The organism is Caballeronia sp. 11_S32 (genome assembly GCF_056930355.1).
The window spans coordinates 396,302-408,779 of sequence record NZ_JBXOWH010000001.1 but is presented as its reverse complement, the minus strand read 5'-3'; the positions used below and the strand labels follow the sequence as shown (position 1 = coordinate 408,779).

Genomic DNA, 12,478 nt, shown 5'->3' with positions numbered 1-12,478 from the left:
TGCGACAAGCGCGACTCGCGACACTTCTCAACAATACCGCGAGAGCAGCCCGTTATGCTGGCTTGACCACTCATCCGAGTGGCATCGAAGGCTGGAGATTGTTTTTTGGACAAAAACAAGCATAACGAATCTATAGCGTCTATCGACATTACAGAAAAGAACGGAACGAAGTATTTCTTCGCGACGCTTGGTTCCCGCACCGAGCGCGGTGGACGAGTAACTCGTGCAACGGGCACCGGTACTGTAGACGGTCATCGGCTCGCGCGCGTTGGCGATACGGTTATCTACGAAGATGGCAGCGAAGCAACCATCATCGATGGGGCTGGCGCGGCGGCCGTGAACGTTGATCGGTCAGTTGCGTTGGTCGGTAGTCACTTGAGCAACGGCGACCGGATTGTCGAGTCGCTTCAGGATCGAACGGGTTTATTTATTCGGCATAGCCGAATTATTCCCGGTTTGTTCGATCCTACCTACGTTGCGCCTGACTACTCTGCGGGGGCTGTATGACCGATCGGTTAGTAGCCAAGGGGGACTTAACAACGACCCAAGGCCGTGTGCTCGGCGGTTCGTCTTCTTGGTATGCCTCGAACGGTCAGACGCTGGCCCGACGTAATGATCTCGCGACGTGCGGAAACTGTAAGGGGGCGTTTCCTATATTGGGAACTGCGGACACGTGGCTCGATGATGGGCTGCCAACGGTCAAACATCTAGATCGAGTGTTGTGCCCTTGCGGACAAAACCGCGTGCTCTCGGGAAATTGGGAATTTCTCTTCACAGGAGGTGGAGCGCCCAGTAACCGCGCAGCAACAACGGAGTCGTTTGCGGGTGCGCCGTTAGACGCTTCCATTTTTGATGAAGGATTCCAGCTAACCGATGTTGAAACCGGATCACCGCTCGCTAACCGAGCTTATCGGTTAGTTGGTGATTCAGGCGTGGTGATCGAAGGCATCACAAATGCATTGGGTAGAACTCGACGGATCACGACTCGCACTGCTGAAAACTACAAGCTTCAAGTAAAAGGAATTTGAAGATGCCTCTTCATGAATGGTGCACGGTGGCAACTGGCGTGACAAATGACACACCAGATTCATGCATCAAGGTGTCGGTCAACACAGCGCCCATTTGCACGAACATGACGAATGCAGAGTTTAGAAATCTCATGATGCAATTAAGAGATATTTCTCTCCGCCTTATCACGCAGCGGGCCGTAGCGTTAAGCACAATGTGGACAACAGAGCAAAAACGCATGCAATTATGGCTCGGCCGGTCAGACTTAGAATCAAGGAGTATTTTGCAAGCGGGTCTAGCCCGTTTGAGCGCCGTACTGGGTGAGCTTAAGCCGGAAAACTTCATGCGATACGACGACGAACGTCAGCGTACACTGACATGCAGCCCGGTACCCGATTCTGGAAGTAACGATGCATCAGTTTGCAAACCGGATTCAACCAAGAGAATGATTGCCTTCTACTCTCACTTCTGCACGGAACCCGACGCCGCTCTGGAAAAGGCTTGCAAAGTTAAAGCGCTAATACACGAATGCACCCACTTCACCGATGTATTCAACTCTGTAGATACGATGTACGGAAACGGGCGTGGTCTTGAAATATGGACACGCACTCACGAGGCTGACGCCTTCACAAACGCTGATAACATTGCGCACTACATTGCCCACTTTGAAGGCGTCGATCTCAGTAAGGAGATCAAGCGATGAGGCAGGTGATACGAGTCAAGGCGATACTTTCTTTCGTTGCTATGTGCACAGCGGGATTAGTCTCGAGCGGAACGGCACTTGCGTGTAGGGTGTCTATGGATTTCTCGGCAAGCATGCCGCCCAACGCTGTAGAAATCCATAACGAAGCGCGGTTAAGGCTTGCCGATACTATCATTCGCACGCGTGCGTGGCCGGATGAAACTATCGCTTCAGTGCTCACACCAGCGTTCGCCACCGAGCGCAAGCCTGAAGAACTCTCGAAGAAACGCGCCGCCGCAGTCAAGGACATTCTGCTTCAACTCGGTATAAAAGAACAGAATATCTTCATTGACGCGAAGGTCCTGTCTCATCTCATTGCGCCGAGCAAGGAAGCGCGAGAGCGGCTTAGGGACGTGTACATAGAATTCACACCTCAATGCTACGGGCATTGCGCCCAGCTTTGTGACGGAAGCTATACGCCACCGAAGAAGTAGCGCAGAAGGCCCGCCAAGCGCGGGCCGTTCCTTTTCCCAGAAGAGTGGTCATCGCTTCTTAAGATGATCCCGCGAATATTTGCACGACGAGCACGCGGCAGCACCGGTGAATGCGAGCACGATCAAAAGCAAAGCACGGCCATCAAGTTCGTATGCAGTCGACTTCCTTCATACACAATTCGCTCAAGCGCGTTCTGGGCAATGCGGTTACCCTCGACGTGCGGATTTCAGTCATTTCGGCGGAAATTGAGCGAAGCGTCGCCGTTTGACGATCTGCATAATCGCGAATTGCTGGCAGGATTGCTCCCAAAGTTATCGGGCGCTCAAAAACAGTCACCTTCTTTTTTTCCGCAAAGAGAGTCCGCGCCAGCAAGCCGCCGCAGTCTTCGCGGCCGAAGGGGTGGTGATTGGTGAAAGCGCAGCGCGTGCGCTGTATGCCGCCGTGCGCGTACATGTCACGATGTGCAGATCAATCGCGGCTTGGCGAGGATACTGCACCTGAGCCCTTCGAGACGCCTCACGCCCGATATTTGCGGACATGCTAGCCAAGCGGCCAACTAACGCGCGCCGCCTGTGGAATGCAACACACACACCTCACAACAATTGCTAACAATACCGAGAAAGCGTCTCGTTATGCTGGTTTGACCACTAAGCCGAGTGTCATCGAAAATCTGGAGATTGGTCTTTTGACGATAATAAACATATCGAATCTATAGCTTCTATCGAAATTACAGAAAGCGGCACGAAGTATTTATTCCCGACGCTTGGTTCCCGCACTGAGCGCGGTGGACGAGTAACGCGCGCATCGGGTACCGGTACTGTAGCCAGTCATTGGCTCGCGCGTGTTGGCGATACGGTTACCTACGAATATGGCAGTGAAGCAACCATCATCGATGGGGCTGGCGCGGCAGCCGTGAACGTTGCCCGGTCAGTTGCGTTGATCGGTAGCCGCCTGAGCAACGGCGACCGGATTGTTGAGTCGATGTCCTCACGGATTTTAGAGCGTTCCTTTCGCGAACGGGCCTCTGAGATGCTCTCAAAACATCCTCTCCAGGAATGGCTTTCTATTACTGGAGATGCAATGCCCACTGAAGGTCAGCCTAACGCGCTTGCACGCCGTCGAGCCGTCAAGGGGCCAAGCTTGCGTTGGACTTAGGTTTATCGATTGCGCCCATCGAGATCAAGAGCGAGCTAGGCTCTGTTGGCAATCCAGCGAGCTATTGATCAGAGGGCCGATCAGCATTTATTCAGTTTAGCATCGGATGTCCAGACAACTGTTGCGCGAAGCTCGATCAATGACGCATGAAGGCCCCCTTCACGGGGCTTTCCCTTTCGGCGGACGGTTAGAACTGCACGCGGCTGCGCATCCGCGCCCACTGCTGGATTCAGCAAAGAAAGTGACTGCCGCCCCGCACAGGGGCAACGCTAATAGACCGACACGAACACGGGATCCGGCAAAAAAAACCGAAAACAAAAACAAAAACGGCCCGAACACAAAAGAAGCCAGTCCGGGCCGCAGGCCATTATTCAAGAAGCAAAACACCAGAAAGAATCAAGCGTGCCGATGCTCCGGCATCCTCTCATGGACCGTTTCCTCACGATGCGCATCGGCGGCCGCCTTCCCAGGAATCTCACGCCCACGCAACGAGCAGCCCACCGTCTCCGTGACGAACAACAACGCAACCGCCCCCACCGCACACGCGGCCATCATGTAGTAAGCCGGCACCAGCGTACTGCCCGTGCGCCCGATCAGCCAGTCGGTGACCATCGGCGCGGTGCCGCCGAAGATCGACGTCGACAGGTTATATGCGATCGCCATCCCGGCATAACGCGCCTGCGTCGGGAACATCGCGGGGAACATCGCGGAAATGCTCGCGAGTTGCGGCACATAGAGCAAGCCCAGCACGGCAAGGCCGATCAGCGCACCGGCGATGCCATGCGACATCAGCGAGAACATCGGCACCGCGGCGACGAAGATGCCGACGAGCGAGAGCCACCACACCTTCTTGCGTCCGATGCGATCCGACAACGCGCCCGCGAACGGCAGCAGCACCATCATCGACAACATGCCGATCAAGGGCAGCAGCAGCGAAACGTTGTCGCTCATGCCGAGCTCTTTCTTCATGAAAGTCGGCATATAGGCGAGCAGCACGTAGTTCACGACATTCAGCGCGACAACCAGCCCGCCGAGCTGCAGCAACGGCTTCCAGTAGTTCGCGAACAGCTCGCGCAGCGGCACGCCCGCATGATGCTCGCGCTCCGCCGCTTCGGCGCATTCGCGGAACACCGGCGTGTCCTCCATCTTCGAGCGCAGATACAGACCGATGAGACCGAGCGGCGCCGCGACGAGGAACGGCAGGCGCCAGCCCCATGCATGCATCGCGTCGTTGCCGAGCAGGACCGAGCAGCCGAGCATCAGGAACGCGCCGAGCGAAAAGCCCGCGAGCGTGCCGAATTCGAGGAAGCTGCCGCAAAAGCCGCGCTTGTGATCCGGGGCGTACTCCGCCATGAAGGTCGCCGCGCCGCCATACTCGCCGCCCGTCGAGAAGCCCTGAATCATGCGCAGCACGATGAGCGCCGCGGGCGCCCATATGCCGATGCTCGCATACGAAGGCAGGAGGCCGACGAGCAGCGTCGCCACCGACATGATGATGATGGTCAGCGCGAGCACATGCTTGCGGCCGAGGCGGTCGCCGAGCGGCCCCCAGAATAGCCCGCCGAGCGGCCGCACCAGAAAAGAGATGGCGAAGGTCGCGAGCGCGAAGAGCGTCGCCTGCGCGGTGCTGCCGGGAAAGAGCGCGGCTGAAATGTAAGTGAGGCCGTAGCTGTAGATGCCGTAGTCGAACCACTCGGTCGCATTGCCAATGGCCGAGGCGGCCATCGCGCGTTTGAGCGGCCCGCGCGACGGCTCTTGATAAGACGCCGACTGGCCGGCTTGCTTCGTGGATGGTTGCACGTAACTCATAGTCGTCTTCCGGATGCGTCATTGACCCGGTGCTGCGCTCGAGTTCGCGCGCCACGCACCGCCTTGAGTTCAAGATACAGACGCATCGCGCATGCCTCGCATGTCCTAGGACGATCGGCACGCTGGGGTTTTCCCCAAAGCACGGGCCATTTCTGCCGATTGACGCGCGTCACCGCGGCGCGTTTTGCCGCGCCGCGGTGACGCGCGCAGCGTCATAGGACAATCCGGAAGACGAAGAGGCTCAGGGTTCGGGATGGGCAATGTCCGCCGCGACGATCCGCTCGCCGAGCGCTTCGGCGGCGCGGCGGGCTTCATCGCTCGATTCGAACGGGCCGATGGTCTCGCAGCCGTCGAACGGATAGAGCACGCGCTTGTCGCGCTTTCTCACGACCTTCAGGGTGCCGATGTGCATGCCCGTCGCGTTGACCACGTATGACGCGTAGATATCGAAGCCTTCGTGTGTCCCTGCTTCGGATGTTGGCGCGGTTTTAGGCATCGGTCTGGACATGGTTCGCTGAAGGCGTGCTGGCGCATGAGACAGCGCGCTGCCGCCGCGCGATCACTCGGCGACAGCGAGCCGTCATGTGCTCGTTATCGGTTCAGGGCAGGTCAGCAATAAGTGTTCCGCCGTCGCCGCGCACGGTGACGGGAACAGAAGGATGGTGCGAAGAGTGGAAGGTTGGGATTCGGCGGAGTCCACGCCGCGACGAATCCCTCTCGAGGTGCGTGCGTGGCCCCGCTCTTTCGCAGTGCGCCCGGCTTGCGATCGTTTGCCGGGTATGTCCGATTTCAGCGGTCAGACCGGCCTTGCGCCATGAGTGTCCGGAGGTCGGTCTGGAGACCGATGCTGCCGGTATCCCCCTTTCTTGCCAGAACGAAGTTCAGCGCATTCCGGGCAATCTCGTCCTCGGGCCGAATCGCCAATGCGCTTCGAAGCGCCGCTTCGGACTCGACGAAATGCCCGCGATCGATCAATGTGACGCCAAGGCCACGGCTCGCCTCGAAGAAGACCGGGCGCTTCTTCAATGCCAGCCTGTATTGCGCTTCGGCCTCTTCCAGGTCCATGCGGCGATGCGCGACGTTGCCCAGGCCGCAGTTCGCCTCCGCCGAATCCGGGTCCATGGCGAGCGCATGCTTGAACGCATCGTCGGCGGCCGCGAGGCTCCCGTTCGCGCAATGCACGTCGCCGAGCCCGAGATGGCCTTCGATCATGTCCGGGCGCAGTTCGATCCCGCGATGAAACGCGGCTTCGGCCTCCGATATGCGTCCCAGACGAAACAAGGTGTTGCCCAGAGCCAGATGCGCTTCTGCCAGATCCGGTTTCAGCGAGATGGCCTTCTCCAGTATGGGCTGGGCCTCGGTCCGACGGCCGACATTGGCCAGAACGCCGCCGAGCAGAAAATTGCCATACACATTTTCCGGTTCGAGCGCCAATGCGGTGCGCAATTTCGCTTCGGCATGATCGGTGCGTTGGAGGTCGAGCAATACGAGCGCCAGGTTGACGTGCAGGTCCGCCACATTCGGCTGCAATTGCAATGCCCCGCGCAGCAATTCTTCCGCTTCCGCCGGACGGCCAAGCTGCCGCAACACGAGCGCGAGATTATTCTGCGCGGCGATGGAATTCGGGTTTCTGGCCAGATCCTGACGAAGCGCCGCTTCCGATTGTTCCAGGCTCAATTTGGCACCACTGTTTGGTTGACTCATGGGAAATCACTCATATACGGGATTCGGCCCGGACGGGCCATATTCACGGAAAACGACGGACGAAAATCATGTCTTTGATTATCATGGATTTTTTCTTATTTACATCGCAAATAAAATCGATGGACGCGGTCGAACCACGTAGGAATCACACAAACCGCGGCGGACTGGCGAAATCAGTCCGTTTCGCTTCAATCAATTGATTTGCATCGCGAATCAATCTGCAAACCAGTTTGAAGTTCGAACTAGTCTCGATCGGACGGGGTGAGACGATAACGCATTCAAATCAGTATAGTGCAAAAAGTTATGTCGAAATGACGTGCTCCCCCCGTGAAATTGTTATTCACGAAAGTTGCCGCCCTGGCCGCGAATGGAATTCGATATTGGATTCCGGCACATCAGCGACTTGCCCGGCGCCCAATTCGCCGGGCGGCTTATCGAAGATTGGCAGCCGGTCACGCGTTTTGCCGCGGCATTCCGATCGCCCGCCGCACCCGGCGAGGCGCGCGCGTTGCTACGGCAACTTGCGTCGCCGCAGGAACGGAGCACCGTGCGCGCCGCTGGCATAGTCGGCCGGTCGCTCCGACCGCTCCCGAACGCCTTTAAGGACGGGCCTGCGGCGCTTGCGGCCGCTGCGAATGGAAGCGCTTTCCGTGCGAGAATCCGGAATCGCCAGCGTGCGATACGAATGCACCGCGCGCGTACGTTTCGAACATCAATACGGGCGTTGTCCCGGACCAATTGCGTCGCCACATCGAGAGACAGGGCGAGGAGACCAGGCGTCGATGAAAGCTGACAATCTGATTGCGGACACGAGGATGAACGGGCTCGACCCGAGCTTCCTCCTGGGCGGCGGTGAAATGGGCGCGCTCATCCGCAGTTTCGACTGGACGCAGACCGCGCTCGGTTCGCCGGAGCACTGGCCGCAAAGCCTCAAGACAGCCATCCGTATCATGCTGACCTCGCGCCAGCCGATCTGGGTCGGCTGGAGTCCCGACCTGCTCTTCTTCTACAACGACGCGTACAAATCGATCATCGGCGGCAAGCACCCGCACGCGCTCGGTCAGCCGACGTCCGTGGTATGGCGCGAAGTCTGGAGCGACATCGGGCCGCTGCTCGAGACCGCGCTCGCGGGCACCGAAGGGACATTCGTCGAGCAGAAGCTCCTCATCATGGAGCGCAACGGCTTTCCGGAGGAAACGTACTACACGTTCTCCTACAGCCCGATCCCCGATGACCGCGGCGGCACCGGCGGCATCATCTGCGCGAACAGCGACGACACCCGGCGCGTGCTCGGCGAACGTCAATTGAACGTGCTGCGCGAGCTCGCGGCATCGGCGGCGGACGCGCGCACGTGGCGCGAGGCGTGTGAACTGTCGATGAACGCGCTCGCAATCGCATCGCGCGACATGCCTTTCGCGCTGCTCTATGCCGCCGAGCCGGGCGGCGAAGCGGCCACGCTCGTCGGCGCGTGCGGCATCGAGCCGGAGCATCCGGCCGCGCGCGCGAATCCTTGGCCCCTTCAGGACGTGCTGCGCGCCAATGAAGCGCGCGTCGTGACGGATCTCGATCGTCTCTTCGACGCGCCGCTGCCCACCGGCGCATGGAACACGGCGCCGCGCAGCGCCGTGCTCGTGCCCATCCCGGCATCGGGCGAGAACGGCCGCGCGGGCGTGCTGATCGCCGCCCTCAATCCGTATCGCCTGTTCGACGAAAGCTATCGCGCGTTCGTGAATCTCGTCGCGAACCAGATCGGCGCCGCGATCGGCTACGCGCACGCCTACGACGAAGAGCGCCGCCGCGCCGAAGCGCTCGCCGAAATCGACCGCGCGAAGACCACATTCTTCTCCAACATCAGCCATGAGTTCAGGACGCCGCTCACGCTGATGCTCGGCCCGCTCGAAGAACTGCTGGCGAGTCCCGAAAGAATCGGCCCGGAGGACATACGGCTCGTCGAGATCATGCATCGCAACGGCTTGCGGCTGCTCAAGCTCGTGAACGCGCTGCTCGATTTCTCGCGCATCGAGGCCGGGCGCATCGAGATGCATCGCCAGCCGACGGACATCGCCGCGTTCACCGCCGAGCTCGCGTCGCTGTTTCGCTCGGCGTTCGATGCGGCCGGCCTGCGCCTCGAGACCGATATCGCTTCGACGCCCGTCATCGCGGATATCGACCGCGACATGTGGGAAAAGATCGTGATGAACCTGCTGTCGAACGCGTTCAAGTTCACGTTCGACGGCGTCATCCGCATCTCGCTCCATGCCGGCGCGGATCACGGCATCGCGCTGAGCGTGCGCGATACGGGCATCGGCATTCCCGAGAACGAGCTGGCGCGCGTGTTCGAGCGCTTTCATCGCGTGGCGGGCGCGGCGGGCCGTTCGGTGGAAGGCAGCGGCATCGGGCTCGCGATGGTGCAGGAGCTCGTCAAGCTGCACGGCGGCGCGATCCGCGTGGAAAGCACGCTCGGCGATGGCGCGTGCTTCACGGTCACGCTGCCCGCGCCGCGCGCGCTTGCACATGCGGAGCATGTCGAGGCGAGCATCCGCGCGCGCTCGTATGTCGACGCCGCCATGCGCTGGATGCCGGACGCGGCCGCTTCCCCCGTCGTCGATAGCGACGAAGACACGTCGCTCGCCGCGACGCCCGCCGATGAACCGACACCCGCCGACGCGATGCCGGGCCGCGTGCTCGTCGTCGATGACAACGCCGATCTGCGCGACTACATGCGCCGCATGCTGATCGCGGCGGGCCACGACGTGAGCCTCGCCGCCGACGGCGAAGCCGCGCTCGCGATGGCCCGCGAGTCGCGTCCGGAAGTGATCGTCTCGGACGTGATGATGCCGCGCCTCGACGGCTTCGCGCTCCTGCGCGCGCTGCGCGAGGACGAGTCGCTCCGCGATACGCCGGTCGTGCTGCTGTCGGCGCGCGCGGGCGAGGAAGCGCGCGTCGGCGGCCTCGAAGCGGGCGCGGACGATTATCTGACCAAGCCCTTCTCCGCGCGCGAACTGCTCGCGCGTGTGGCGAGCAATCTGCGGCTCGCGCGGCTGCGTCATGCCACGGAACAGAAGCTGCGCGACGAATCGCGCACGCTGGAGATACTCAACCGCGTCGGCACGACAGTGGCGGGCGAGCTCGAACTGAGCCGCGCCGTGCAGGTCGTCGTCGATGCCGCGACGGAGCTGACGGGCGCCGCCTTCGGCTCGTTCTTCTACAACGTGCTCGACGACAAGGGCGGGCGCTACACGCTCTATACGTTGTCGGGCGTGCCGAAGGACACGTTCTCGAAGTTCCCGATGCCGCGCAACACCGCCGTCTTCGGCCCGACCTTCGCGGGCGAAGGCATCGTGCGCTCCGACGACATCACGAAAGATCCGCGCTACGGTCACAACGCCCCGCATCACGGCATGCCGAAGGGCCATCTCGCCCTGTGCAGCTATCTCGCGGCGCCGGTCATCTCGCGCACCGGCGAAGTGCTCGGCGGACTGTTCTTCGGGCATCCGCAGCCGGGCGTCTTCACGGAGCGCTCGGAGCACATCGTCACGGGCATCGCATCGCAGGCGGCGATCGCCATCGACAATGCGCGTCTCTTTCAGGCAGCGCAGACCGAGATCGCCGAACGCACGAAGGCGCACGACGCGCTGCACGATCTGAACGAGACGCTGGAGCGCCGCGTGGCCGATGCCGTCGCGGACCGCGATCGGCTCTGGGAACTGAGTGAAGACCTCTTCTACGTCGCGAGCTTCGAGGGCGCCCTCCTGCGCGTGAGTCCTTCATGGACTACCGTGCTCGGCTTCGACTCGCAGCGCCTGCATTCGCACACGGTGATGAACCTCGTGCATCCCGACGATGCGCGCGCCGCGGCCGCCGAGCTCGACAGACTGCGCGCGAGCGGCCAGCCCGTGCGTTACGAGTGCAGGTTGAGGCGCGCGGACGGCGGCTGGCGCTGGATCGCGTGGACGGTCTCGCTCGATCCGCGCACGCGGCGCATTCACGGCGTGGGCCGCGACGTCACCGCGGACCGCGAAACCGCCGATGCGCTGCGTCATGCCGAGGAAGCGCTGCGCATCGCGCAGAAGATGGAGGCGATCGGCCAGTTGACGGGCGGCGTCGCGCATGACTTCAATAACCTGCTTCAGGTGATCGGCGGCAATCTGCAGTTGCTCGCGAAGGACGTCGCGGGACAGGACAAGCCCGAACAGCGCGTGCGAAGCGCGCTCGCGGGCGTCGCGCGCGGCGCGAATCTCGCGTCGCAATTGCTCGCGTTCGGCAGACGTCAGCCGCTCGCGCCGAAGGTGGTCAATCTGGGCCGCTTCGTGCGCGGCCTCGACGACATGTTCCGCCGCGCGCTCGGCGACGGCATCGAGATCGAGACCGTCGTGTCGGGGGGCTTGTGGAATACGCTCGTCGATCCCTTCCAGGTCGAGAACGCGCTGCTCAATCTCGCGATCAACGCGCGCGATGCGATGAACGGTCACGGCAAGCTCACCATCGAAGCGGGCAATGCATCGCTCGATGAAACCTACGCGATGCGCAATGTCGATGTCATGCCGGGCCAGTACGTGATGGTCGCGGTGACGGACACGGGCGCGGGCATGTCGCCCGAAGTGCAGGAGCGCGCGTTCGAGCCGTTCTTCACGACCAAGCGCGAGGGTCAGGGCACGGGCCTCGGCCTCTCCATGGTCTACGGCTTCGTCAAGCAGTCCGGCGGGCACGTGAAGGTGTACAGCGAAGAAGGACACGGCACGACGGTGCGCGTCTATCTGCCGCGCGCGCGCGAGGAAGAGGATCGGGAGACGGCCATCGACGCCGGGCCGGCGAAGGGCGGAAGCGAGACCATACTCGTCGTCGAGGACGATGAAGAAGTGCGCGCGACCGTCGTCGAACTGCTCGCGGACCTCGGCTATCGCGTGCTGCGCGCGAAGGATGCGCAGAGCGCGCTTGCCATCGTCGAGAGCGGCGTGCCGATCGATCTGCTCTTCACCGATGTCGTGATGCCCGGCCCCTTGCGCAGCACTGAACTCGCGCGCAAGGCGCGCGAGCGCGTGCCGGGCATCGCGGTGCTGTTCACGTCGGGCTATACGGATAACGCGATCGTGCATGCGGGACGGCTCGACGAGGGCATCGATCTGTTGAGCAAGCCCTATACGCACGAGGCTTTGGCGCGCAAGGTCCGGCATGTTCTCGGGCAACCCGTGCAGCCATCGGCGCCGGCGCTGACGGGCATCGACACGAGCGTGCCAGGCGTCACGCAAGACGATGCGCTTTCGCGCATGCGCGTGCTGTTCGTGGAAGACAACGAACTCGTGCGCGCAAGCACCGCCGAGTTGCTGCGCACGTTCGGGCTGGATCTGATTGAGGCGGGCAGCGTCGATGAAGCGCTCGCGTTGTTGCGCGCGCACCGGTTCGAGTTGCTGCTGACGGATGTGGACCTCGCGGGGCAATCGGGCGTGGAGCTTGCGATTGCCGCTTGCCGGGAAACACCGGGGCTCGGCGTCGTATTCGTGACGGGCTATGATCTCGCGCTCAGCGATGACGAGCGGCGCGCTTTGCCCAAAGCCATTCAACTGCGCAAGCCGTTCGATCCTCTGGCGTTGATCGATGCGTTGAATGCGGCGGTGGTGAGGTAGG

General features: G+C 61.5%; 10 protein-coding genes and 1 pseudogene. 7 read left to right on the top strand and 4 right to left on the bottom strand.

Features of this window, described 5'->3' with window-relative positions; translation table 11 throughout:
• Positions 1–105 precede the first annotated feature (105 nt).
• From AC1Z32_RS01870 to AC1Z32_RS01850, 5 genes and pseudogenes are all read left to right on the top strand, one after another.
• The gene (locus AC1Z32_RS01870) at positions 106–507 is read left to right on the top strand and encodes a PAAR domain-containing protein (protein ID WP_483477008.1); all 402 of its coding nucleotides are present in this window, start codon (positions 106–108) and stop codon (positions 505–507) included.
• A pseudogene (locus AC1Z32_RS01865) lies at positions 504–719 on the top strand (PAAR domain-containing protein); the annotation flags it as partial. The gene AC1Z32_RS01870 and the pseudogene AC1Z32_RS01865, both read left to right, overlap by 4 nt.
• A gap of 24 nt (positions 720–743) precedes the next feature.
• A complete protein-coding gene (locus tag AC1Z32_RS01860; protein ID WP_483478234.1) occupies positions 744–1,028 on the top strand; it encodes a hypothetical protein in 285 nt (94 codons plus the stop codon).
• 2 nt (positions 1,029–1,030) lie between these two features.
• A complete protein-coding gene (locus tag AC1Z32_RS01855; RefSeq protein ID WP_483477007.1) occupies positions 1,031–1,711 on the top strand; it encodes a M35 family metalloendopeptidase in 681 nt (226 codons plus the stop codon).
• A gap of 95 nt (positions 1,712–1,806) precedes the next feature.
• Positions 1,807–2,184, top strand: coding sequence for an OmpA family protein (locus AC1Z32_RS01850; RefSeq protein ID WP_483477006.1), 378 nt, complete (start codon positions 1,807–1,809; stop codon positions 2,182–2,184).
• A 142-nt stretch (positions 2,185–2,326) separates the two neighbouring features.
• Here the strand turns inward: AC1Z32_RS01850 and AC1Z32_RS01845 are convergent, their stop codons facing one another.
• Entirely contained in the window at positions 2,327–2,638 is a 312-nt protein-coding gene (locus AC1Z32_RS01845; protein WP_483477005.1) for a hypothetical protein, read from the bottom strand.
• 249 nt (positions 2,639–2,887) lie between these two features.
• Between AC1Z32_RS01845 and AC1Z32_RS01840 the strand changes: the two genes are divergently transcribed.
• The gene (locus AC1Z32_RS01840) at positions 2,888–3,340 is read left to right on the top strand and encodes a PAAR domain-containing protein (protein ID WP_483478181.1); all 453 of its coding nucleotides are present in this window, start codon (positions 2,888–2,890) and stop codon (positions 3,338–3,340) included.
• A 396-nt stretch (positions 3,341–3,736) separates the two neighbouring features.
• Here AC1Z32_RS01840 and AC1Z32_RS01835 read toward each other — a convergent pair whose 3' ends face one another.
• From AC1Z32_RS01835 to AC1Z32_RS01825, 3 genes are all read right to left on the bottom strand, one after another.
• Positions 3,737–5,149, bottom strand: a complete 1,413-nt coding sequence (locus AC1Z32_RS01835; protein WP_483477004.1) for an MFS transporter — start codon at positions 5,147–5,149, stop codon at positions 3,737–3,739.
• Positions 5,150–5,390: 241 nt separating this feature from the next.
• The gene (locus tag AC1Z32_RS01830; protein ID WP_483478180.1) at positions 5,391–5,645 is read right to left on the bottom strand and encodes a DUF6723 family protein; all 255 of its coding nucleotides are present in this window, start codon (positions 5,643–5,645) and stop codon (positions 5,391–5,393) included.
• Positions 5,646–5,938: 293 nt separating this feature from the next.
• Positions 5,939–6,853, bottom strand: coding sequence for a tetratricopeptide repeat protein (locus AC1Z32_RS01825; RefSeq protein WP_483477003.1), 915 nt, complete (start codon positions 6,851–6,853; stop codon positions 5,939–5,941).
• Between the two features lie 782 nt (positions 6,854–7,635).
• On the opposite strand from AC1Z32_RS01825, the gene AC1Z32_RS01820 reads away from it, so the two are divergent.
• Entirely contained in the window at positions 7,636–12,477 is a 4,842-nt protein-coding gene (locus AC1Z32_RS01820; RefSeq protein WP_483477002.1) for a response regulator, read from the top strand.
• Position 12,478: the final 1 nt, after the last annotated feature.